This is a genomic window from Rhizobium sp. K102, assembly GCF_022385315.1.
Taxonomy (GTDB): Bacteria; Pseudomonadota; Alphaproteobacteria; order Rhizobiales; family Rhizobiaceae; genus Rhizobium; species Rhizobium croatiense.
In genome coordinates this window covers 190,518-214,654 of the sequence record NZ_CP092432.1, presented here as the reverse complement: position 1 = coordinate 214,654, position 24,137 = coordinate 190,518, and the positions used below count along the sequence as shown (strand labels likewise).

The window sequence follows — 24,137 nt, the reverse complement described above, 5'->3', positions numbered from 1 at the left end:
GTCGGTGAAGGCTTGCTCAACGGCCGGGTCTCCGCGGAGGGACCCGCTGGAGTCATTGCACAGAACTGCGCGCAACGCCTCACCGACATCGGGAACGAGACTCAGGGTTTTTTCGTCGGAACTCTTATTTCTGAATAATTGTTCGCCAGCTCTCGCTCGGAGAGTATGCTGTGCAGCGCGGCGGAATACAGAAGCATTTTCCCTGCACGATCCAGCACGCTTACGATGCCGGCATTCCGGACATCTGCCAATGATAAGCCGCAGGCGGCAAGGAAAGCCGTGACCGCCGCTCGATGATTCTTGGCGAGATGATTGCTCCACCTTGGGTTGCGTCAAGATGGGGGCCCGATCTGGCACACTGTCTGCGTAGATATCCCACGGACTTCTCATCATGCCCGCCAGCGCGTCTAAACGAGTGCCTAAGAACGGCAATGGTAGGAACTCGCCGTCCCTCAGGTCCAGCAGCGCTTCTTCACCCCGGGTGCAATTGCCCGCCAGGAGCGACGAGGCCGTTTCGAGGGGGCCAAGAAGACTCAACTCCTCACTTGTCGCTGCAAGTTGTCCCTCCGGTTCGGCGGCACTCTCCGCAATGGATATCGAAGGCGACACCGCGACGACATCGGTCATATAGGCGCCGATCTGAATAACATCGCTGGTTTTCCGGGCGACCGGCGCCTCTGACGGAAGCGGCATCGCCTCGTCATTTTGACATGTGTCGTCGCGGCCTCGGTCGATCAGTACGTATCGCCGTGCCATGCACTCGATTGAGCAGTGGGATTTCGAGACCATCTGCTGATCATCCGGCAGAACCAGGCTGTTGCCTGCTCGGCTGGTAGTCAGTCCACCAGCCGCGTCGCCCGGCACGAGATATTCCGGAAAACTACATCTATTGCTGTGTACACGTAGCGTGAGGGGCATTGGTGGGCTAACTCAAATGTGGGTTCTGTCCGGCTCGGATGGCCCAGAGAGCCATTTCGAGATTTGGGAAGTCGCCAGCAACGTGCAGCGCCAAGCCGGCGGATTGGGGCATATCCTTCCAGAAGCGGCTATTTTGATCGATCTCGAAATAGCTGAATCCAACATGGAACGGGATCTGACGCGGCGCGACCGGTAGGGGATTGATGATAATGCCGGGCAGTGCGACATTGACGAGTTCCGTGATTTTCTCCGCCGGGCCGATCTTAATCTGAGACGGGAACTCGCGCCGGAGGCGCTCGACCTCAATATCAGCCCGAGCAGCCAGCACGAAGCTCGAGGTCGTAAAGAGAGAGCGGTCGGCCACCTCGGCCACATGGACACCGTATTTTTGCCGCTGCAGCGGTACGGGGACCGCAGTCTGCTCAATCACTGCACCCAGCGAAGCCCGGATCGACTGCATCACTGGCAAAAACGCCTCCGCGAGAGAGTCGTGCTTGTAAACACCAAGGGTCGGGGCACGTTTATCGACGCGGGCGAACGTGGCTAGTTCACCCGCCAACTGGAGCATGAGAACATACAGCGATTCCGGATTTACAACGGCGGCCTTGGATAGGTGGCAGAAGTACGGCTCGTACCGATTGATCGCCTGCAGCAGAAGGAAGTCCGCGAGCTCTGCAACCCGGTTCGTTCCCGACTGGGAGACCCGAGTGGCCAGAGCTTCACCACGATGGTGAAGCAGGCCGGTGATCTCAGTGATGTAGTTCGAGAGGACCCGGGAGCTGGCGCAGTCGGGGGTTGGCGGCACGTGCGTTTCGTCCAGAATGATCTGTCGGTCGGCCCGGACCTCTATGATACGGGCGATTGGGATGCAAGTGTAGCCAGACCGGTCTGCCGCGTCCGGCAGCAGTCGAAAATCCAGCCTCGCTACGTCGATGGAGGCGCTGCCTCGCTCGCCAGCGTTGGTGTCGACAACATCCTCAGTGGAGACTGCGAAGCGGATAGGTACGTCAATTCCCGCTTGCGCGTCGGTTTCAAGAGCGCCGGGTTGATAAAACGGTACCGCCAAGTGAATAAGCGAATCTCGAAAATCCGGCGGAACGTCGTAGGGAGTTGGCTGGTTGGCTTCGTCAGGAATACTGAAGGGCATCCCGTCCTCCAAGACGCCGCGAGCCGCTTCGATGGCGATCTTACCGAGACCAAGCAGCTCTCGATTGAGCCGCAGCTCGCTGATACCCCACCCGTACCCATGCAAAACCGCCGTCCTGCTGCGCACCAGCTGTTCGACGTGACGATCGGCCTGCTGAAAATGCTGCGGGCGGAGGAACAAGCCCTCCGACCAGACGACCCTATTATTCCACGACATTCAAGACTCGCCTCGCGTCCACCTGACAGAACGGCTTTCTCCGTAAAAGTAGCAGAGCTTCACTGCCCCCTTGCATGCACATCTGATATCCAACAATGCGCTGGTAGAAGGGCATCGCGTGTCGGGACAGCTCAGATATGCAAGCGCCGAAGCTCATCAGGATTGGTCATGAGCCCCCTTGCAGCGCGACAAGCAAGGGGTCTCATCTAGACTGTCGCTCAGTAGCCCGTTGCCCTCAGAGCCTTATTGGTCGTTCATGTTCACACTGACCTACAACGCGCCAATTCGCCTGTCCTGTCACTCGTACGGGATGAATCTCGCAAATGACCGCCCGGAAGCCTTGAGACCCGGCGCCGCAAGTACGGGGCCAAAAGAGCAGCGCAACAGGCAAGGTGACACGTGATGCGCATTGCCTCGTCGAAAATGTTCCTGAATACGCTGAGGCAGTGCCGCCGCCAACATCGTCTTCACGCGCCGCCGCCCCTAAAGCACCTTGACGACCAGTTTAGCGATTAGACAACCACCTCCTGGACACGATCCACGAACCGGTTGCAGTCCCGGTTCGCGCCAGGTGCGGGATAGCAGCCCTGGCGGCATGGATCATTCATGCGGCGAAGATAGGCATTTCCACATTTGGTGATGCCCAATAGCTAGCGAATGGGATATGCGCTGCGCCTCATGTTGGCGCGCGAGCACATGCAAGATGGCACGGTGGAGATCGACCGTTTTCATCTCGGTGAGCGACCGAGAATGGATCCGGACGGTCTACCGCCTGGACGGGGCCGAAAAGGCCTTTCGATACATGCAGGGCGCGCGACGGCGAAAGGGATCGAACCGCAACCTGCCTGATGGGCGGTGAGGCGTTCATGGCGATTGGCAAGAGCTTTGCTACGCATGAGAACGTAAAGCATTCGAGCCGCGAATTCGTCCAAGTCGCCGTCCACTCGGTGGGAGGTTTCAAGTCCCGGGTCCGCCGCACCATTGCCGGCGTCTTTCATCATATCAGCCCGCAGCATGCCTTGTCTTTCCACGAGATCGGCTTCCGCTGGTCACAGCGCATTGTTACGGGCCAGGCAGTGCGGATACTAGTCACGGGTGCCGCCGGCGCTGCGATTGCTGCAAGTCTTTCGCGCTATTACCGGCCGGCAATGCGCAGAAGTCCGGATGCCGGGATCATCGTTAAATCTCCCAGCCTTTTGTGATAAGGCCGCGTTGTTTAGCGGAAGCCAGCAAGGAGTTCGAAGACGAAGGCCGACCTCACTGGCGCCGCAATTGGCGACAGTTGCCACTACCCTGGTATCGTTGGGCCAATCCCACCATAGAAGAGATCATGTCGATGTTTCGTCGTAACCGGCTTGCGCGGCACCGGCGGCCGTCAGCGTTGATAGCAATCCGTGCCGATCGCCACATCAAGCACGGACCTCCGGTCTGGAGAACGGGTCGTCGCTGCATCTCTCGAAGGATCGCCGCTGTCGTTATGGGTTCACGCAGGAGCTGCGCCATAGCCGCTCACTAACCGGATGCGAGCATATCACCTGTGCATGCAATCCAATACCGGGACTGCGCTAGTTTGAATCGCGGGCTCTTCTCCGTGGTTTTTGAGGTTCTGCTGCAATGATGCGTTTACGCTACCAGTTATCAACGGCCTGGCCATGTCTTCGGGATCTGCCGGCCTCCCGTCACCTGAGCTCGATTCCGCAGAGCCGCCCCATGCCACAACAGCAAAAAACGGGACCCACGGTGATTGAGCGGCGTCCGAACGAGGCTCGGCAAGCTGGAGCGGTCGATGGTCGCAGTCGCGCCCCTTGCACTCTGGTTAAGTCGCTTGAGCCCCTGATAAATTCTGACCTTCCGTCAGCAGTCGGTGCCCGACAGCTGACCCCTTGTTTCCTGAAGGCCATATCCCAGGGGGGTGAGCATGGTTGACAGGGACCCTCGGACTAAGGGGCAGGGCTCTTCGCGGCCGGATGAGGGCCGGCACCCAGCGGATCAAAGAGCGCAGTCTTCAGTGGCGCGTGTCGATCAAGTGGCCGACAACTTCAATTCGGACGACATCTGGCAAGAGAATTCGGTATTGCGTTACGTGGAAAGGCTAAGCGTCGACCAGCCAAGCCCGCCGACCGAGCTTCAAAGCCCTGAAGAACAAACCCCGCAAATGATGGCTGACATGACGGAACTGACGAGAGTTCCGGTCGTCCCGGCAGAGACCGCGTTCAACCTCACGAGGACAACAGATGAATACAATAATGCCGATCGCACTATTCACCTCGTCGAGGGCCAGCCGCTGGAGACTGGCCCTCAGCGCGGGGGGCTGCATGGCCTTGGGAATTTAGAAGCCTCAGCGGTTGCCGGGCCCACCGAGGTGCCGGGTGGAAGAGAGGAGCATTCGGCCATGTCCGAGGTGCCCGCGGAGCCCAGCGATCCGACCGGTGGCGGGCGCAAGAGGCGGACTACTGAGAAGGACGCAGATCCCAGGCCCAGCCGCAGGCAGACGTTATATGCTCAAAGGCCGCTGGCGTTGGCGCCTGATCTCAGCGCCGCGAATGCCGGCATAATCGTGGGGGCCTCAACGGGCGATCTCGTCAATCGAGCGGCGTTCCGGACGGTGTCGGCCCAGGACCAGGCGAGGCTGGACGAAATCGCCAGGCAGACACCGCGGCAGTCGAGGCAGAGCAAGGGGGCGTGGGCGGACGCGCTGAAGGCGGCCCATCCCAATCTCAGCGCCGCCGATGCCGCCGTAATCGTGGGCGTCGTAAAGCGGGTTATCGCCAGGAGGGCGGCGTATCGAACGGTGTCGGCCCAGGACCGGGCGAGGCTTGACGAGATCAAGGCGGCGACACCGCAGCTGTCGGGGCAGAGCAAGGGGGCGTGGGCGGACGCGCTGAAGGCGGCCCATCCCGATCTCAGCGCCGCCGATGCCGCCATAACCGTGGGCTCTTTTAAGGACGATATTGCAAGGAGGACGGCGTTCCGGACGGTGTCGGCCCAGGACCAGGCGAGGCTGGACGAAATCGCCAGGCAGACACCGCAGCTACCGGGGCAGAGCAAGGGGGCGTGGGCGGACGCGCTGAAGGCGGCCCATCCCGATCTCAGCGCCGCCGATGCCGCCATAATCGTGGGTGCCGTAAAGCAGGATATTGCTAAAAGGGCCGCGTTCCAGACGGTGTCGGCCCAGGACCAGGCGAGACTGGACGAAATCGCGGCGGTGACACCGCGGCTGCCGGGGCAGAGCAAGGGGGCGTGGGCGGACGCGCTGAAGGCGGCCCATCCCGATCTCAGCGCCGCCGATGCCGCCATAATCGTGAATGCCGTAAAGCAGGATATTGCTAAAAGGACAGCGTTCCAGACGGTGTCGGCCCAGGACCACGCGAGGCTGGACGAAATCGCCAGGCAGACACCGCAGCTACAGGGGCAGAGCAAGGGGGCGTGGGCGGACGCACTGAAGGCGGCCCATCCCGATCTCAGCGCCGCCGATGCCGCCGCCATCGTGGGCGCCGTAAAGCGAGTTATCGCCAGGAGGGCGGCTTTTCAGACGGTGTCGGCCCAGGATCAGGCGAGGCTGGACGAAATCGCTAGGCAGACACCGCGGCTGCCGGGGCAGAGCAAGGGGGCGTGGGCGGACGCGCTGAAGGCGGCCCATCCCGATCTCAGCGCCTCCGATGCCGCCATAATTGTGGGTTCCGTAAAGCATAATATTGTAAAAAGGGCGGCGTTCCGGACGGTGTCGGCTCAGGACCAGGCGAGGCTGGACGAAATCGCCAGGCAAACACCGCGACAGTCGAGGCAGAGCAAGGGGGCGTGGGCGGACGCGCTGAAGGCGGCCCATCCCGATCTCAGCGCCGCCGATGCCGCCACAATCGTGGGCGCCTTAAAGGACGATATCGCCGTGAGGGCAGCGTTCCGGACGGTGTCGGCCCAGGACCAGGCGAGGCTGGACGAAATCGCGGCGGTGACACCGCGGCAGGGGCGGAGCAATGCGGCCTGGGCGGACGCGCTGAAGGCGGCCCATCCCGATCTCAGCGCCGCCGATGCCGCCACCATCGTGGGCGCCGCAAAGGACGAAATCGCCAGGAGGGCGGCGTTCCGGACGGTGTCGGCCCAGGACCAGGCGAGGCTGGACGAACTCGCTAGGCAGACACCGCAGCTGCCGGGGCAGAGCAATGCGGCCTGGGCGGACGCGCTGAAGGCGGCCCATCCCGATCTCAGCGCCGCCGATGCCGCCGTAATCGTGGGTGCCATAAAGCAGGATATTGCTAAAAGGGCGGCGTTCCGGACGGTGTCGGCCCAGGACCAGGCGAGGCTGGACGAAATCGCGGCGGCAACACCGCGGCAGGGGGGAGCAATGCGGCCTGGGCCGATGCGCTGAAGGCGGCCCATCCCGATCTCAGCGCCGCCGATGCCGCCACCATCCTGGGCACCTTTAGGGACGATATCGCCAGGAGGGCGGCGTTCCGGACGGTGTCGGCCCAGGATCAGGCGAGGCTGGACGAGATCAAGGCGGCGACACCGCAGCTGCCGGGGCAGAGCAAGGGGGCGTGGGCGGACGCGCTGAAGGCGGCCCATCCCGATCTCAGCGCCGCCGATGCCGCCATAGTCGTGGGTGCCGTAAGGCGCGATATCGCCGTGAGGACGGCGTTCCAGACGGTGTCGGCCCAGGACCAGGCGAGGCTGGACGAAATCGCTAGGCAGACACCGCAGCTGCCGGGGCAGAGTAAGGGGGCGTGGGCAGACGCACTGAAGGCGGCCCATCCCGATCTCAGCGCCGCCGATGCCGCCATAATCGTGGGTGCCTCGAAGAAACGGATAGCCAGGAGGGCAGCGTTCAAGGTGATATAGGACGGCTCATGACTCATCACCACATTCCCTAGGAACTGCACCATCATGTGCGTTGGTTGTCCACCACGGGATTGCATGAGCATGTGAGAGCGCCGAATTTTTCTTCAGTCTGGAGGCCAATACCTGGCTCGAGATCGATATTTAGGGGCACGACGGCCGGCGCATTCCGGCTGACTAACACGCCGAGAGCGACCTCGTCTTCGACGGTCGGGAGCGCAGAATGTCGGCTCGCATGCCGCTGCGACCATCAGCCCGCTCCTCGCAAGATTGGCGCCAAGGCCGCCGTCGAACGATGGCGACGAGGCAAGTTTTTCCAAAACTTTCTTTAGCATAGAGGTAGAAGGATCGCTACAGCGGGGTTGCAGTGCGCGGGCGGCTAGGGTGACTAAGTGCGTGCACTCCACGACCGTCAGACGGGGTCGGTGTCCGTCAATTCGAAATCGCAGGGATCTGCACGAGAGACCGCGTGGTTGCCCTGCACGACTAATGGAAGCAGGGTCGACAGTCACGTTGGGATGCGGTAGGTGCGCGATAGAACGGGGGATTGGCGGCGGGACTCGATTCTTTAGAAGATCACGCAAAGCCGCATCACACCCATTGTCAAAAGTAAATACCGCGACGATGGTTATTAAACTTCGACTTCCGTCGAAAACGGCAATGGCGCTCACGAAGGAGGCCGGCCGCTGCGAAACCCCGCCATCTCCGCACCCCACTCCTTCGCTCCAACTGGGAGCAAAATGAATGAGGCAACGTGCGAATCTCGGGGAGCATCGTTACATGCGGTCAATACGGATCTCATCCAGATTGTCGCCCTATATGCCTCGTGCGGCGGTCCGGCGGAGCGCAGGAGATATAATGCCGTTGAAGTGCTCGAGCCGTTCTACCACTGACGCCGGGTCGCTGCACGCGCGATGGACCCGCCGGCTGGCCGCTCGTTCGATGAGGGTCCGCGCGCCGACACCCCCAAGAGCGATCGCCGAGGACGCCATCCACCTTATGCAGCAACTGGCGCGGAGGCGGCCGCGCGAAGACTTCGTAGTTGGAGGCCTTCAGGCTCACGTTTGCAACGGTACTCCGCAGGTTGCCCTTTGCAACGACTGCCCGACGATGTCAATTCAATCTGGCTGAGCTTGTACCGTCAAGTTTATCCAGTTTGGGGTTCGCTCCAGCGGTGGGTTGCGCATCCGCGGCGGCATCGGCGGGTTTAGGTGCGGAGACCATTCCGGCTGCGCAGCACTGCATCACGTCGCGGGTTGCCGATCTGGGCGAACTCTGCAGGGTTAGTCAGCCGAGGCCAGAGTGCTTGGCTTGCCACGCTCCTCGATAACCCGATCCAGTCCACAGGCGACCGCAGGCCGGAGAGCGAAGTATCGGCGACGAGAGTCCGGCTTTCCTCACGACCATCAGAAGCCTGAACCCGCGCCAACGATCATTGGCAGCCAGCGGGATCAACACCAACGCTTGCCTTTCGCTCGTTTCCGGCCACGGCGCTTGCGCATCGTGAGCTTCTCCTCCCGATGGACCCGGAAGAGCTTCTTGTTGTTCACAAGGGTGTCCCTCGCGCCTGAGCAGCACATAGCTGCGTCAAGATCCGAAGCGGCGGCATTCACGCCCCAAGCATTCACGACATATACGAATGTCGATTGTGCATGAGCAATCGCGTCTGCTCATTGCTAAACATTGAGAAACAGAGGCGCGACGATCTTTTATGTCGGGAAAACTGGGATTTGGGTCATGCTCGATGCAGATCATCTATTAAAACCGATCAGCGACGGCAACGCATGCGGGGATGCTCTCGATTACGATTTGAGCTTCCTGGAGCTGGAGATAGCGTCGCATGGCAAGCCGCACCAGCAGATAGGCGACTCCATCGCCACCGAGGAGGCTCCCGATTGGACAGAGGTGTGGCGGCTTGGCCTCGACCTTTCTGCCCGCACTAAGGATCTAAGAGTCGGCATCTTGCTCACACGATCCGCCCTCAGTCAGTTCGGCTTCTCTGGTCTAAGTCGGGGGCTTGAGCTGCTCGCGGCCTATGTCGAGCTCTACTGGTCAGAGCTACATCCGCGACCGGATCCAGAAGATGACGAAGATCAGACCGTTCGCCTCAACGCTCTAGCGAGCCTCTGCGATCTCTCCGGGCTCTTGGCAGAAATACGCCAAGTCCCACTCACCTCCTCCAGGCAATTCGGGACTTTTACGCTCCGCGATTGGGCTGGTGCGCTACGGTCCCAATCTACGGAAATTGATCGTTCGACCATCGAGCACGCCTTCATCGACACCGACCCACTGCAGCTCGAGCAGATCAGCACTGGTCTCCACGCCAGCCTGGCAGCCGCCACCCATCTAGACGCGAGTGTTCGGCAGCACGTCGCGAGTGACGAGGCCGTTCGATTCGACCCTCTGATAGTGCTACTCACCCAGGCCAAGGATCTGGTCGACGCCCATCGGAAAAGGGCCCAGCCTGCAGCCCCGGCATCTCCATTGCCAAACTCTAGCAAGGCCTCTTACCCCGAAGTGATCCGCAACCGCGATGACGTTGTCGAAATTCTTGGCCGCATTTGCCACTGGTACCAGGTGAATGAGCCCGCGAGCCCACTGCCAGCCCTCCTGGAGCGCGCGCAGCGACTTGTCTCGAAGGACTTCATGGCTCTTATCAAAGAGTTGGCGCCAGAAGGGGTTGCCCAATACCGTTCGATTGCCGGTCTGGCGGTCGGCGAGGGCACGTGACGTGCGCAATCTTCCCTATCAGGAGAGTGGAACACATGACAAAGGCGAGTAGTCAAAAGTTCATCGCGCGGGTTCGTCCGCCTCGCGTACAGATCGAATACGACGTCGAGACCTATGGCTCTCAGAAGAAGGTTCAGCTTCCCTTCGTGGTCGGCGTGATGTCCGACCTCGCCGGCAATGCTGCCGAGCCGCTTGCCCCTGTCGCGGAGCGCAAGATGATGGAGATCGATATCGACAATTTCGATGATCGGCTCAGATCGCTGAGGCCCAGGGTGGTGATGCGGGTGCCGAACCTATTGACCGGAGAAGGCCAACTCGCTGTCGACTTGACGTTCGAGCGGCTCGAAGATTTCTCGCCGGCGGCCGTGGCGCGCAAGGTCGACAGCCTTAGCAGGCTGCTCGAGGCGCGAACGGAGCTCTCCAATCTGCTGGCCTATATGGACGGGAAGAACGGTGCCGAAGAGTTGCTCACCCACTTCCTCGCGGATTCGGCACTGCTAAGCGCCCTCGGCAATGGCATCGAGACTGAGAAGCCTGATGCAGTGGTTGCCGCTCCGCCATTGGCATCCCCAGACACAGAGGAGAACTGATCATGATGCCTGCAGATGCCACAGATGTACAGGTCGCCACCGTTGATCTCGGCGATTTCACCCGCATGCTTCGATTCGAGTTCAAGATCCGCTCGGACCACTCCCGTGACTTGGTGGAGAGTGCCGTCCGAACACTGGCCGAGCAGGCACTTCAAAACACGTCGCTGATCAGCGACGATGTCGTCACGACTATCCAAGCAATGATTGCTTCGATCGACCAGAAGCTTTCTGCACAACTCAACGAGATCCTCCATCACGAAAATTTCCAGCGCGTGGAATCAGCTTGGCGGGGCTTGCATCACCTTGCCATCAACACCGAAACCGATGAAACGTTGAAGATTCGCGTTCTCCCAGTTTCAAAGGTGGAGATGTCCCGAACTCTGCGGAAATATAAGGGTGTCACCTGGGATCAGAGTCCGCTATTCAAAAAAATTTACGAAGACGAATACGGCCAAATCGGCGGTGAACCCTATGGCTGCCTGATTGCCGACTACTATTTCGACCATACCCCACCGGACGTAGAGTTGCTTTCGGGACTGGCGCAGATCGCGGCGGCGAGCCACTCACCGCTTATATCTGCCGTCTCACCACATCTGCTGCAGATGGATTCTTGGCGTGAGCTTGCGAACCCGCGTGACATCACAAAAATCTTCCTCACGCCCGAACATGCCCCTTGGCGGGCGTTCCGCGAGAGCGAGAACTCTCGGTACGTGGCCCTGACCTTACCACGCACCCTTGGCCGGCTGCCCTACGGGGCCAAAACCAACCCGGTCGATGAATTCGCCTTCGAGGAGGACACAGACGGCGGCGACAGCGAGAAATACCTTTGGACGAACGCAGCCTACGCCATGGGCGTAAATATCACGCGCTCGTTCAAGCTCTATGGCTGGCTCTCCAGAATTCGTGGCGTCGAATCCGGCGGCCTGGTCGAGGGTCTGCCGGTACATACCTTCCGCAGCGACGACGGTGGCGTCGACCTAAAATGCCCCACTGAGATCGCGATCAGCGACCGCCGTGAGGCCGAACTGTCCAAAAACGGTCTTCTACCGCTGTTGCACCGCAAAAACACGGACCTCGGCGTATTTATTGGCGCTCAAACTATTAACAAGCCGGTCAAATACGAAGACCCCGACGCGTCAGCGAACGCCGAACTCAGTGCCCGGCTACCCTACATCTTCGCAACCTGCCGCTTCGCACATTATTTGAAGTGTATGGTCCGGGACAAGATTGGCACGTTCAAGGAGCGCCACGAGGTCGAGGAGTGGCTCAACCAATGGATTCAGGGCTATGTCCACCCCTCGCCCGAGCTTGGGAGCGAAGAGAGTAAGGCACAGCAGCCGCTCTCCTCAGCCGAGGTCAAGGTGGAAGAGGTCGAAGATAATCCCGGATATTACGTTGCGAGATTTTACATGCGGCCACACTACCAGCTCGAAGGCCTAACCATCTCTTTGAGACTTGTCTCGCGCCTGCCATCCGCCCGCAAGGACTGAGAAAACCCGCAGATGATTGTGCTCCGTTCTCGGCGCCAAAACTCCGGAATAGCTGCCCCGGGCTGGCCGATGCAATCCAGGCCCAATCAGATCAACGAGAAAAGGAAAGTCCATCATGGCGTTCGACGCGGTTATAAAATTCACGCAAGCGTCCAAGGACGGCATTTTGCCCAAGGGCGAATCTATCATTCTAAAGGACGGTATCACCCTAGCGGACGAATGGAGCTTTTCACTCGAAAACAAGCTGAACATTGGGCCTCATACCGCCGGGGCGGGCGCGGGCAAGGCCGAATTCGAGGTCTTCACTATCAAGAAGCAGGTGGATACGTCATCGCCCTCTCTGTACGTTGCCTGTGGTCGCGGCGCCCACTTCAATAGCGTCGAACTGAAACTTTTCAAAGCGACGGGGAGCGGACAAGCTACATCAGAATCGAACCTGTTCTTGCACTGGAGTTTCAACATGCTGGTAGTCGAGAAGGTCGAGTGGTCCTATGCGGAAGAGGCCCCCGAGGAGACGATCACATTCCGGTTCGGCGCCTGCAAGGTCATTTATTACAGGCAGGATGAAAAAGGCGCTCTTACCAAAGCTGGCGAGGGCATCTGGAACCAAATCGCGAACAGCACCGACTTCAATAGGCTCGTCGGCTGATGGGGCCATCGGCAACCCGGGAATATTCGGGGCTGCGCGCGAAAACGACAGATCGACTCGTCGCCATTGCACCTGGAGATTGTAACATGGGCAGAGATGTTAAGCGGGATCTCGTGCAACCATCCCTCCTGGACCGGCTTACGGACGATGAGCCGCGCAGCTCGTGTGAAGCGCAGGACAAGCGCAGCTTCTCTGTTCGCCAACTGGAAGAGGTGATTCTACGCGATGTTTCCTGGTTGTTGAACACCAATCAATTGGGTGCAACCGTAGATCTACAAGCGTACCCTCACGTAGCGGCCAGTGCACTTAATTATGGTGCCTGGCCTCTCAGCGGACAAATTCGCGAAGGCATGGATAAGAGCGCATTGCGCGAAGCGATAATCGAGAGCCTTCAGCGCTTTGAGCCGCGTCTCTTACCGGACACCCTGAAGGTCACGGTCCTGGACGATGGTCAGGGTTGCGGCACTTTTCGCTTTAGGATCGAAGCCGATCTGTGGGCGCAGCCATTGCCGGTGCGAATGGTGATGCGTACGGAGGTAGATTCCGAGCTCGAATCCGCCCGCGTTCATCTCGGTACAGAGATAAGCTGATGGATCCCCGGCTCCTGCGACTGTACAACGACGAACTTGCTTATATGCGCGAGATGGGGGCCGAGTTCGCCCGTGCATTCCCGAAGGTCGCCGCCCGGCTCGGGATGGAATCAGCGGAGGTCGCCGACCCCTACGTCGAGCGGCTTCTGGAAGGCTTCGCTTTCATGGCGGCGCGGGTGCAATTGAAGCTTCAGTCTCGCTTTCCGGAATTCACCCAGCACCTCCTGGAGATGGTCTATCCGCATTTTCTACCGCCGCTCCCCTCGATGACGATCGTCCGTTTCGAGCCCGACCAGGATGCCGGACGACTTGAAAATGGATACCTCGTGCCGCGGGGAACCAAGCTTTTGGGCCGTCTTGCTCCGGGCGCCGTCACACATTGCGAGTTCCGCACGGCCCATGATGTGCATCTCTGGCCAATTGTGGTGAGCGCTGCCGATTATTTTTCGACGCCGGGGCAGATCGCCGCACTGGATCTTCCGGCCCGGCAAGATGCGAAGGCTGCTTTGCGACTACGCCTTCGCACCACCAATGGCATGCCGTTCAATAAACTCGGACTAGAGGCTCTCACACTGCACCTAACAGGCCCCGGTGGCATCGGCGCCGCACTCGCCGAACAGCTTCTCGGTGACGCATGCAATATCATAGCCCGTCCGGTCGGCCGGCCTATCCCTTGGCAGGAAAAGATTCCGGTTCATGCGCTGCAGCAACGCGGTTTGGAGCCGAGCTGTGCTCTCCTGCCCGAGGTGCCACGCTCTTTCGACGGGTACCGTCTCCTACAGGAGTATTTCGCCCTCGCGGAGCGGACGTTGTTCGTCGAGGTTAGCGGGCTGGCAGACGCAGTAGCCCTGTCAACTGCCGAGACCCTTGAGATCGTCTTCGCACTCAGACGTGTCGAGCCACGGCTGGAACGACAGCTCGGGCCCCAAAATATCGTTCTCTTCGCAACGCCCGCGATTAATCTCTTCGAACGCCAGGCAGATCTCGTCCACGTGAGCGACAAGAACACCGAGCATCATGTGATTGTTGACAGGATGAGGCCGCTCGACTTTGAGGTCCACTCGATCCTCGAGATGAGCGGAGACGGGGCGAAAAACGAAGCGGCTCCCGTGAGGTTCTACCCGTTCTATAGCATCAGCGCGCACGGTCAGGAGGAGCAGCATTCCAGATACTACGCGATCCGCCGGGAGCAGCGCCTCATGTCGGAGCACCAGCGTCTAAATGGCGCGCGGACTGGCTACATCGGCAGCGAAACGTTCGTTTCTCTAGTTGATCGCCAGGCGGCTCCCTATTCGGCGGAACTCCGGCATTTGTCTGTAAACTGCCTGTGCTCGAACCGGGATCTGGCGCTGCTGCTGCCGATCGGCCGGGACGAGACAGACTTCACCCTGGAAATCGGCGCTCCAGTTACCGCCACCCGGTGCGTATCGCCCCCGAGCCGACCGCGCCACTCCTTCGCCAATGGCGATATCACTTGGCGATTAATTAGCCATCTTTCACTGAACTACCTCTCGATCAGCAATTCCGATAGGAACGACCACCGGGGCGCAGAAGCGCTACGTGAACTCCTCCGCCTCTACGTCGATCCAGTCAATGCCTTCGCCTCACGGCAGATCGACGGGATCCGGGAGATTCGGTCCAGGCCTGCGGTCAGGCGATTGTCCAGCGGTGGACAAGCCGCCGTAGCACGTGGGATTGAGGTTGGTATCATCCTGGACGAAGCGGCCTTCGAAGGCGTTGGCATCTTTCCGCTCGCCTCCGTGCTCAACCAGTTCTTCGCGAAATACGTATCCATCAACAGCTTCACCGAGATGGTCGTCTCGACGCTACAGCGCGGGGAGGTAATGCGATGGCCGACGATGGCCGGCCGCCGGGCGATCCTTTGATTTCGGGGGCACTCGGCGACTTCCTGAAGCTCGCTCAGGGCCGAACCGCATGCCTGCGACTTCTTCCAGGCTCTGCGGCGGATCGATGCAATCTGCTCAGATCGGCCTCGGCTGGGAGAATCGAGCGGTCCCAGCCTGGATCGCGTGCGGATCGCCCAGCAGCCCTCCCTTGCATTTCCGACTCGATCGATCGCGGGCGTGACTGCGCACGAGGAGAACGACCCCGTAATCTCCACCTACGCCTTCGGCTTGTTTGGACCCCACGGTCCCCTCCCATTGCATCTGACGGAGTACGCCCTTCTCCGGCAGCACAACGCCGCGGATGAGACGCTGATCCGATTTGCTGATACCTTTCATCATCGAATGGCCTCGTTCTTCTTCCGCGCATGGGCGGAGGGCGAACCGACCGTGAGCTATGACAGGCCACAAGAAGATCGATTTGCCCTTCAGCTCGGCGCGCTAGCCGGCTTCGGGATGACCTCCCTGCGCGCGCGGGATGCTATGCCTGATCTGGCCAAACTCCACTTCACCGGCCGTCTCGCCTCACACACCCGCAACGCCGAGGGGCTCGCTGCCATCCTCGCCAGCTTCGTCGAGGCGCCGGTTGATATCCGTGAATTTGTCCCAAAGTGGGTGGATCTGCCCCGCATATCGCTCTGCCTCCTGGGCCGCGACCCGGCCACGGGCACGCTGAACAGCAACGCTATTGCAGGTGCGAGGGTCAGAGTGTGGCACCATCGGTTCCGACTCATTGTGGGTCCCCTCAGCCTGGCTCATTACGAATCGCTTCTGCCCGCAGCTCCCGGCCTTAAGTCGATAGCGGAGATCATCTGCAACTACCTTGGAGATGAACTTGACTGGGAGATTAACCTCGTTCTCCGTCAGGAGCAGGTCCCGGAAGTGCAGTTGGGTCGCTGCGGCAGACTCGGATGGTCCAGTTGGATGGGCAAGAGGAAAACGCGCCAGCACGCCGATGACTTGACAACTACCCCGACTGACCGGGACCCACCGGCTGCCGCATGGCGCTCTCCTGAAACGGACATCCATGATGCGGCGGGCCCGCTCGACCTTCTTTTCGGGCGGGGAGAAGATCTCCTTGGCGAGATCGATCTGGAACGGGTGAATGGCCCACGTAACCTCGATACCAAGTGCGGCGGCACGGCGGGCGGCGGCTTGGAAGGCCCGTTATGACAAGCATCGGAAGCTCGACTCTCTTCAGTAAGCTCAACGCAAACTGCAATGGGACCGCCAAGGCCCTTTGCAAAATTCGCCGTGACGCCTCTTTGGAACGTTATCGCCATTTTGACGCCCTTGAGGCTTCAGCAGCGGAGAGGCCTATCGAGCCGACGATCGCGGCGAAACTCGACCACCGTGGTTGTCCGCTCGGGCGCTGCGCCCTGGGCCTGGTTGAATCTTCCAGGAGACACGTCGTCGCTAGCACCGCCGGAATCCGCCAACTCATCGATGTTACAAGGCCGCATGGCGAGATTTGGGTGGGACTTAGCGTGGGTGAGTTCCAAGAGACCCACACGCTTTCTTCACCCCGCCCTCCCCCGCTTGGCTCTGACGATGCGGGCCAGCAAGACATCTTGGCTGAGCAACGGTCGGCGATTTCGATGCACGAAATAAACGCTTTTCGGCATCTTCGCCGATGGCTTCGGCAGCATCCTACTCACGCCATCGGGCGCAACCGCGCCTTCTCATCAAATCTGCGGAACACACACCACCATGGTCGAGTTGAAGAATCGAGAGTCTCTTAAGGCACAATCGTTTTGTTGCGGTCACTTCGGCCGCGTCCGAGTTGAATGAAATCTCTCTCCGGCGGCTCAGTGGCACCGAGCGGCTGGGGGAACCTTTCCTCTACGAGGTGAAGCTCGCCAGCCGCAATCCAGTTCAGAACTTTGCTACGATCCCCGGTCAAAACCTGACAATCGGCCTTAAGCTCGAGGACTCGCAAACGCGCTTCTTCAACGGTGTTGTTACGCGCTTCCAATATCTCGGCCTCGACGATACCGAGCACCTCAACTACGTGGCGCAGGTGCGGCCGTGGATTTCATTGCTCGAGCATCGCTCTAACAGTCGGGTCTTTCAGAACAAGACGAGCATCGAGATCATCACCACGATTTTTCGAGAACATAAAGGCAATTTCAAGAATCAGACCGCCCGACGGTTCCCACAGCGCCCATATTGCGTCCAGTACGATGAAACGGATCTGGCCTTCGTCAGCCGCCTCATGGAGCAGGACGGCATCTACTACTATTTTGAACATGCTGAGGACCAACATGACCTGGTGCTGGTCGACAACGCCGCGAGTTACATGGCCTGCACGCCTGAGATCGTAGAGACCCACCACAATCTCAGGCCTGCCCGAAGTCTTTACCAAGAAGATGTCATCCTGCATTGGGACGAGGTCGTATCGCTACAGCCGAACAAGGTCGTTCTCAGGGACTATGACCATGAGAAGCCGATGGCAGAACTGACGTCTGTCGCGCGTGTTCCTCCCGTGAGGACAGGCGGCATTCCGCCATGCAAGCTCACGGGAAGCGCCATCACCCGACCGCGGGAGAGCGTGGCGGTCAGAACGGGCGAGACCTCGTCGGCAAGCAGCGGCTGCACGGCAATGCGGGAGGTCTTCGAGTATCCAGGCCAGTATACAAAAAAAAGCGATGGCGATTTCTACGCCACCATCCGTGCCGAGGAACTCGCCTGCAACGCTTATCGCGCGCGGATCGAAAGCACTGCGCGCCAGATAACGACCGGGTCATTATTCAAGGCGGCAAATCCCTTCTACTACGGCCAGGTCGGTTCCCGCCCGAAACCCACCGATCGCTTTCTGGCAGTCGGACAGGACTTCACTGTCATCGGTGAGGTGGGGGACGATCTCACTGCGGACACCGTGGGGGGAAGGGCGAGCGGTTCCTCTATCACAGCAACGTAGAGATTATCCCCGCGACAACCCAGTACCGACCGAGGCGCCGCACACCGGCGCGGTTGATTCACGGACCGCAGACGGCCGTCGTCGTGGGCCCCGAGGGCGAGTCGATCGCGACGGATAAGTACGGCCGTGTGAAGGTTCAGTTCTTCTGGGACCGAGAAGGCGGAAAGAACGAGAACAGCTCCTGCTGGATTCGGGTGGCCCAGAACTTCGCTGGTAAGGGTTTTGGCAACCTGGTCGTCCCACGGATCGGCCATGAGGTCGTGGTTGATTTCATCCACGGCAATCCCGACACGCCCCTGGTGACCGGCGTCGTATACAATGGCTCAAATCTGCCGCCTGAAACCCTGCCGACCGACAAAACGCGGTCGACCTTCCGGACGCATACCGATGGCGGCGCCGCTAATGCCTACAATGAACTGCGCTTTGAGGACAAGCAGGGCCGTGAGGAGGTCTATTTGAAGGCCCAGAAGAATCATACCGTCGAGGTCGGGAATATCTACAGCATCGACGTCAAGAGACACTTCCTCCTGACCTCGGGCGGCGCCGCGCCCGACTCCCCTGCCGCAGCGGCCTTAGGTAGCCGCGTCGAGGTAACACCCGACAAGATCCGCCTTGTAGTATCGGGCAGAACCGGCCCGCAGGCCATCGAAATCAGCGGCGATGGGATCGCCATTATCGGCACGATGATTGGCGTTATGGCAACACCTCCGCGGCTCGGGTCCATCGTCTCCATGCCGCCGCCGACACCGGGTCCACCCACGCCGTCGATAATGAAGCTTATTGCGACACTCGGGCTGCCGCCTGTTACGCCCGAGTGACACGATGTCAAGGTGAACTGGTTCTGGGCCTCGGCTGTCCGGAAGTCGTTGCCTTTAAGTCGGCAGGGCCCTGCAGGCGTAGAGAAAAAGCGTAACGGCTTCGGCGTCGTAAGCTGACCTACCAAATCAACGTGACACTGCGAGATTGCCCGAAAATGAGGAAAGGTTATCGCGCGTGAGCGTTTGTTCCGGGAACTTGCGCCTCAGTTAGATGGAGTTGCCACGCGAAATCGGCCGCAAGCGGCTCCAAATGCGTCTGGTTTAGGTCTCCACCAAGCTGGAACTGGTGGATGAAATACCTTTATCACTCGGCGTCACGAAATTGCGATCAGGGCGCGGGCGGCGCAAAAATCAGCGTTCTCGATCTGGGCGTTACAGCGCTGCTTTGCAGGGCGGGCTCTCGCCTCGAAGCGCTTCTGGCGGAGCGTGGCCGCCTCGAGCAGCAGTCGAAGCCTTTCACCATGCTCGAAGGTGTCTCGCTTCTATTTGCGTTTCGAGTTCCTGATAGGCGCTGGCCATGCCTGTCAGGCCGAGTTTGCGCAGCATGTCAATGGTGGGATTGTTCAACGTCGCGATAAAAATCATGCGCTGTCCAGCTCGAGGGAGGACGCTGGCCATGCCCCCGAAGCATAACGGGATACGAATTTGGTATTGGAAGGAAAGGTCGCGACGGAAGTAACATCAGCAGTGACGCAATGACCTAAGGAACGACGCAATGTACGGCAGAAGGCAGGGGGGTGTTGGCAATAGTTCCGAACAAGGCGGTGAAGACACCTTTAACTGGGTTGAAGGCTTGACTGGCTCCTCGTCCGGCGAAGCGGCACTGAAAGAAATTTTACTGGCCTGGGCGGAAGACGGGCAGCAGGAGCAGGACGAGGACCGGCACGAGGCAATGGCACGGATCGAGGCCTGGACGGAAACCCGCAATTTTCGTGCCCCCCTGAACTTAACATCGCTGTCCCTAACGGCACTGCCCCCCACCTTACCGGCCGGCCTCCAGCGGCTCAACGCCAATGACAACCGGTTGGGCAGGCTGCCCAACAACCTCCCGCCCGGTCTGCGAAAGCTCTCTGCCTGCGACAACCAGCTGACCACGCTGCCTGAGGTTCTTCCGGACATGCTCGAGACGCTCTACGTCGACGGCAACCGGCTGACCAGATTGCCGAACGAGCTTCCTTCCGGACTAAAGTATCTCTACGTCAACCACAACCGGCTGACCAGTTTGCCCGATAACCTGCCGCCTGAGCTCAGGGAGCTTCATGTCACCCGCAACGAAATCGCGCACCTGCCGGAGAAATCTCCCCTCGAATTGACGGATCTCCGCGCCGAACTCAATAATATAATTCGCCTGCCCGAGCGCCTTCCTGCAAAGCTCACGAGGCTCGAAGTCCCTCACAATGAACTGACTAGCCTACCCGAGGACCTCCCGGCCACCCTAAAGTGGCTCAGCACCGACAGTAATGAACTGACCCACCTGCCCCCTAACCTGCCGAGGGGGCTGGAGGAGCTTAGCGTTCGTGGAAACAACCTGAGAGGACTTGGCGACGGGCGAACTGCACTGCCGTACATTCTGTCGCAGCTTCCGCCTCATTGCAAAGTGTACCTGAATAACAATCCGCTGCCAGATCGACTGCGGGCGCACCTGAGCGCGCAAAGCGGGACGAGCCTTCCGCAGATCTTTTTGTGATGCTGCCTGACAAACGGGCCAAACTAGGTCCCTGCGTTTTGAGTAAAAGGCCTTTTGCCGAAGCCATGGCGGTGGGGTGCAGGCCAGGTATGACGCGTGCGGATCAAAAACAATGAGTTTGCAGGTTTATGCCGCTCGCCGGAATGTGTTGAGTTGTGGAAGCAACAGACGTCTCACTGAAGACTATGGCCGGAAAGCCCAGGCTCGGCACTTGTGTCCTTCGGGCGACCTTGCATGCGAGCCAGTTCGTACAAAGGATTACCCGCTATCGCGTACCAGGAGGTGCGACGCTTACGGCCTAGAGGCATTGCCGCCGGTTGGAACGTTCGGAAGCTGGACCCAGATTTCAACAGGCCTCAAGCGCATCCACCATTTCCACATGGTCCACCCCCAGCATCGCGTATTCGTTGATCTAACTACCCGAGACTCCAGCCTACGGGCCTATTTGCATTCGTCGGCGATCGACAACTCTGTCGCCTATTAGTTGAAATAGGGTTTCGTGGCGAGCCAGCAGAGGAACAGCCCATGGATGAGAAAAACAGCCCCATTGTTTGCATCTCGGGTGTAGACGAACGAAAGCTCGGCGCCGCTCTAATCGCGGTCCAATCGGCATTTAGTGTCGCGATTGCGGAACTATCGAAGCTTCACAAAGGGAACAGTCCTCAGTGGTTCGAAGACCTGGAGGAGGTGGTAATCGCTAACGCAAAAGGCACAGTCACCGAGGGCATCTCGCTGGATGTCGAGGTGGAAAGCCTCAAATTCGGCATCGACGTCCTTCGGGCGATCTTAGATGTCAGCCGCGTTGAGCTAGGCTTTGCAGCAAAGGAATAACCTTTCGCCCAAACGAGGTCTCGATGCTATTTGGCGCCGGAGATGTTCGATGCACACTCGAACCTTCGCATGAGTACCGCGCTCGTCGCCAAAGTCGCCCGCATCGTCACCAAATGGTACGGTCGTCCGACAAACCAGGAGGTCTTGCCGCAGATGATCGACGATACGACCTATGCATGGCGCACCGGCGTTTTTGAGGCAACGCGCGTTTTCCATGCGGAAGACCCGGGCGGACCAACCTTCATCGGGGGCAATTTGCGCAAGCCGAACTCCCATGGAAGACAATAACTTGTCGGACGCTGGGCGCACGAGACTGAGGGAACTCAGCGTTGAAGATGTGCCGACAAGCTCGGCATTAGCGATGCACCCTGTATAGCGGGCAGCGACCGCCTTGCCATGCTTGAAGATGCCCTGAGCCGACACGCCCACAGTTGATAAAGATGTCAACTGCAGTACCGCCGGCCGCTCCTCACCTTCTACCTTGCTGAGCCGCCAGCCATTGCGGCTCGTGGCAAGGATTTTTCGGAACTCTTCCCGAGAATATGCACAACGCGACGCAGCGCTTGTCGACCCGCTGTTTCGTGAAGTTCGCGCTCGCCAGGAAATGGTGCGTGATGAGCCCTTTGTAAGAGTCACCCTTGCGCCGGCAGTCCGAGACCTCCCCGTTCATCTGGTTCGTCGTCTGGAATCGCAATCGATCGATGATCGACCTCCGCCCCTTCGTCGCAGGGATACACATCAAGTGGCATTGACCTGGACAGCGACCGCTCGCGCTGGAGCGCCGAATACCGGCGGCGCATTTCACCGGACGCAATCGACCCTGCCGTCCAAAGAGCGACCAGTTCCATGAAACCCGGGTCTTCATCGATCCGGATTCCTCGCGCCTTCCAACGCGCGATGACCCGCTCGGCTATGTCCCTGCGTAAATCCATTACCACTTCCCCTGCCCCCTGCCCCCTGCCGCCTACGCGGTTAGATACCAAGATGGTGGGTTCTTCGCCAGTTCAAACCGTCCAATATGTCACGCCGGCCGCCCGCGATCCGTTTTCAGGAGCTTGTTAGCTGGAGCTATCGAGATCGCAGGACACACTTTCCAGCTCTCTCCCGACCTGATGGTCCCCGTCACCATCTTTTCCGTCCATGAATAAGGTAGGCCGCCCCCGATCAGTCCAGGCGATTTAAGTGCGAGTCCGCTTTTACGTCGCCTTGAGGTCCGTCAGCACCTTGTCAAAAGCATCCTTGACCGGCTTTGAGATTTCCTCCACCGCCCTGCTTGAGAGCACCCGGACTTCCTTGGCGTGCTGCAAACTTGTCTCAACGCGCTTGCGGAAAAAGGTCGACTGCTGTTCGAGGATCTGCGACGGCGAATTCGCGCCCAGCAAAGCTTGCAAATGTGAGAAGCTGGCCTCGGCGTCGGCCTGCAGTGCAGCGATCGTCTTCCACCACAATTCGTTGCCGAATAGACTTGTCGTTTCGAGGATCGGAGGCAGCATTTTCTGTGTCGCTTCAGCGCCGGACGCAAATTTCAAAAAAGCCTCTGTCACCTTCTTGTTCCCCTTTTCAACAGATGCGCCGAACTGATCTGGCACCTTGAGCGACGATGACCCCGGGTTTTCGATCGTTTCAAAGGATCTTTCGGAAATCTTGGTCATTGCATTTTCCTTTCTCTTTGAGTTGGTTGCAAGCTGTGACATCGGGATTGACCCTTCCGCCGGCGGATGCATGGCCGCTTGGTAGAACGCGGATCCGATGACGAACGGTCAGGTGGCCTCCGTTCCGTTCGTTTCATGAACCGGCATAATGCAGACTGCTTTCTGCCGCTTGTAACCAGGGATCAGCAAACACCATGCCAACTGCTCCGACGCGCCAAGAAGATCATTTTCTTTTATCAATGGGCGGGTTGAGGGCAGGTTGATGTGTATTTGACGGAGAGACCGGCGAACAAAACGTTCCAATCACGACAAACCTGACAAAAGTGGCGGATGCCCGACATTTGCGAGAAATGTCGACGGTTGCGCTGGGGACAAGGGAATTCACGTGGACTTCAAATCGCGCCAAGGATCATGTGCCTGTTCGTGGCTAAGGGGCGTTACCCGGAAAATCAAAACTCGCGGAGCTCTCCGCTATTCCATATCGCGCCGCGATATCTTCGAGCGCTTCCTGAAAGACGGCCGCGTCGAAGTGGAACTCCACATGTTGAGCGGGCAATCAAGCCCCAGGCGTTAAGAAAAAATAGCCTGTTTGCTGAAGGTGACGAGGGCGCGACATACTCCTCATCTGATGATGTCTATAAAAGAGGATTTTGAACCGGATCCTGAGATATCGGACGCCGGGATCGCCTGGCATCGGCTTCGCGGCGCACGGTTTCGTGTTGAAGGTCGGAAAGCTGGATGATCCACGGCGCTCCGGTGCATAACTGGCGAGCGGGAAGGACACCGCTGCTGACCATCCGGTAGGCGGTAGCTCGAACTCACCTTTAGAATGTCGGCGGCCTCGTCGAGGGTTCTCTCACCGCGTTCGGCCCGTTCACCTTCTCGATAGACGGAGATGCCGTGGATGTTGCGAAGACTGCAGACGTGGCTTCGCGTCCAGCTGGCGCCATGCCCTGTCCGCTTGCCGGATCAATTCAAGATCGCTGCGATCGACAAATCGGGCAACTGCCTCGCCAAGTTGCGAACGAGATCGACAACATCAGCCTTAACTGCCCAGCGGGTCTGGCCGATCTTGTTTTTCTTCCCCGTCATCCGGGTGTGATCGCCACCCTGCCAATGAATGACGAGCGCCAATGTGTCGTCAACGGTATCGACAATGATT

The 24,137-nt window shown here is 59.4% G+C and carries 16 protein-coding genes and 6 pseudogenes; 15 read left to right on the top strand and 7 right to left on the bottom strand.

Going from position 1 to position 24,137, the window contains the following annotated elements; all coding sequences use genetic code 11:
* Window positions 1-925: 925 nt before the first annotated feature.
* Complete coding sequence (gene tssK / locus MHI61_RS01065) at window positions 926-2,281, bottom strand: type VI secretion system baseplate subunit TssK (protein WP_010069402.1); 1,356 nt, start codon at window positions 2,279-2,281, stop codon at window positions 926-928.
* 642 nt (window positions 2,282-2,923) lie between these two features.
* Here tssK and MHI61_RS01060 point away from each other — a divergent pair.
* From MHI61_RS01060 to MHI61_RS01050, 3 genes and pseudogenes are all read left to right on the top strand, one after another.
* Window positions 2,924-3,483 (top strand): annotated as a pseudogene (locus MHI61_RS01060) (transposase); the annotation flags it as partial.
* A gap of 965 nt (window positions 3,484-4,448) precedes the next feature.
* A complete protein-coding gene (locus MHI61_RS01055) occupies window positions 4,449-6,647 on the top strand; it encodes a hypothetical protein (RefSeq protein WP_239789257.1) in 2,199 nt (732 codons plus the stop codon).
* A 92-nt stretch (window positions 6,648-6,739) separates the two neighbouring features.
* Window positions 6,740-7,117, top strand: coding sequence for a hypothetical protein (locus tag MHI61_RS01050; RefSeq protein WP_040111819.1), 378 nt, complete (start codon window positions 6,740-6,742; stop codon window positions 7,115-7,117).
* Between the two features lie 1,216 nt (window positions 7,118-8,333).
* Here MHI61_RS01050 and MHI61_RS01045 read toward each other — a convergent pair.
* Window positions 8,334-8,725 (bottom strand): annotated as a pseudogene (locus MHI61_RS01045) (IS3 family transposase); the annotation flags it as partial.
* A gap of 126 nt (window positions 8,726-8,851) precedes the next feature.
* Here MHI61_RS01045 and tssA point away from each other — a divergent pair.
* The 7 genes and pseudogenes from tssA to tssG all read left to right on the top strand — a co-directional run.
* Window positions 8,852-9,844, top strand: a complete 993-nt coding sequence (gene tssA / locus MHI61_RS01040) for a type VI secretion system protein TssA (RefSeq protein WP_239789256.1) — start codon at window positions 8,852-8,854, stop codon at window positions 9,842-9,844.
* A gap of 35 nt (window positions 9,845-9,879) precedes the next feature.
* Complete coding sequence (gene tssB / locus MHI61_RS01035; RefSeq protein WP_004680424.1) at window positions 9,880-10,434, top strand: type VI secretion system contractile sheath small subunit; 555 nt, start codon at window positions 9,880-9,882, stop codon at window positions 10,432-10,434.
* A gap of 2 nt (window positions 10,435-10,436) precedes the next feature.
* Window positions 10,437-11,924: a type VI secretion system contractile sheath large subunit gene (tssC, locus tag MHI61_RS01030; protein ID WP_004680425.1), complete on the top strand. Its 1,488-nt coding sequence runs from the start codon at window positions 10,437-10,439 to the stop codon at window positions 11,922-11,924.
* A 115-nt stretch (window positions 11,925-12,039) separates the two neighbouring features.
* Entirely contained in the window at window positions 12,040-12,573 is a 534-nt protein-coding gene (locus MHI61_RS01025) for a type VI secretion system tube protein Hcp (RefSeq protein WP_004680426.1), read from the top strand.
* 86 nt (window positions 12,574-12,659) lie between these two features.
* Window positions 12,660-13,163, top strand: a complete 504-nt coding sequence (gene tssE, locus MHI61_RS01020; protein ID WP_004680427.1) for a type VI secretion system baseplate subunit TssE — start codon at window positions 12,660-12,662, stop codon at window positions 13,161-13,163.
* The gene (tssF, locus tag MHI61_RS01015; RefSeq protein WP_008536039.1) at window positions 13,163-15,049 is read left to right on the top strand and encodes a type VI secretion system baseplate subunit TssF; all 1,887 of its coding nucleotides are present in this window, start codon (window positions 13,163-13,165) and stop codon (window positions 15,047-15,049) included. Before tssE ends, tssF begins: the two co-directional genes overlap by 1 nt.
* 72 nt (window positions 15,050-15,121) lie before the next feature.
* Window positions 15,122-15,937 (top strand): annotated as a pseudogene (gene tssG, locus MHI61_RS01010) (type VI secretion system baseplate subunit TssG); the annotation flags it as partial.
* A 153-nt stretch (window positions 15,938-16,090) separates the two neighbouring features.
* On the opposite strand, the pseudogene MHI61_RS01005 reads toward tssG, so the two are convergent.
* Window positions 16,091-16,228 (bottom strand): annotated as a pseudogene (locus MHI61_RS01005) (CoA ester lyase); the annotation flags it as partial.
* Between the two features lie 565 nt (window positions 16,229-16,793).
* On the opposite strand from MHI61_RS01005, the pseudogene tssI reads away from it, so the two are divergent.
* Window positions 16,794-18,805: pseudogene (gene tssI / locus MHI61_RS32710) on the top strand (type VI secretion system tip protein TssI/VgrG).
* 456 nt (window positions 18,806-19,261) lie between these two features.
* Here tssI and MHI61_RS32560 read toward each other — a convergent pair.
* Window positions 19,262-19,390 (bottom strand): hypothetical protein, encoded by a 129-nt coding sequence (locus tag MHI61_RS32560; RefSeq protein WP_010068000.1) that lies wholly within the window; start codon window positions 19,388-19,390, stop codon window positions 19,262-19,264.
* 130 nt (window positions 19,391-19,520) lie between these two features.
* Here MHI61_RS32560 and MHI61_RS00990 point away from each other — a divergent pair, with 130 nt between their 5' ends.
* From MHI61_RS00990 to MHI61_RS00980, 3 genes are all read left to right on the top strand, one after another.
* Window positions 19,521-20,492 carry a hypothetical protein gene (locus tag MHI61_RS00990; protein WP_239789254.1) on the top strand — a complete coding sequence of 324 codons (972 nt, stop codon included), beginning with the start codon at window positions 19,521-19,523 and terminating at the stop codon, window positions 20,490-20,492.
* Between the two features lie 525 nt (window positions 20,493-21,017).
* On the top strand, window positions 21,018-21,323 hold the full coding sequence (locus MHI61_RS00985) for a hypothetical protein (protein ID WP_004680432.1): 306 nt from the start codon (window positions 21,018-21,020) through the stop codon (window positions 21,321-21,323).
* Window positions 21,324-21,392: 69 nt separating this feature from the next.
* Window positions 21,393-21,611, top strand: coding sequence for a hypothetical protein (locus MHI61_RS00980; protein ID WP_239789253.1), 219 nt, complete (start codon window positions 21,393-21,395; stop codon window positions 21,609-21,611).
* Between the two features lie 344 nt (window positions 21,612-21,955).
* Here MHI61_RS00980 and MHI61_RS00975 read toward each other — a convergent pair whose 3' ends face one another.
* Window positions 21,956-22,255: a hypothetical protein gene (locus MHI61_RS00975; RefSeq protein WP_239789252.1), complete on the bottom strand. Its 300-nt coding sequence runs from the start codon at window positions 22,253-22,255 to the stop codon at window positions 21,956-21,958.
* A 264-nt stretch (window positions 22,256-22,519) separates the two neighbouring features.
* Window positions 22,520-22,975, bottom strand: coding sequence for a phasin (locus MHI61_RS00970; protein WP_010024976.1), 456 nt, complete (start codon window positions 22,973-22,975; stop codon window positions 22,520-22,522).
* A gap of 463 nt (window positions 22,976-23,438) precedes the next feature.
* Between MHI61_RS00970 and MHI61_RS00965 the strand changes: the two are divergent.
* Window positions 23,439-23,569 (top strand): annotated as a pseudogene (locus tag MHI61_RS00965) (transposase); the annotation flags it as partial.
* Window positions 23,570-23,944: 375 nt separating this feature from the next.
* Here MHI61_RS00965 and MHI61_RS00960 read toward each other — a convergent pair.
* Window positions 23,945-24,109, bottom strand: coding sequence for a hypothetical protein (locus MHI61_RS00960; RefSeq protein ID WP_239789251.1), 165 nt, complete (start codon window positions 24,107-24,109; stop codon window positions 23,945-23,947).
* Window positions 24,110-24,137 lie beyond the last annotated feature (28 nt).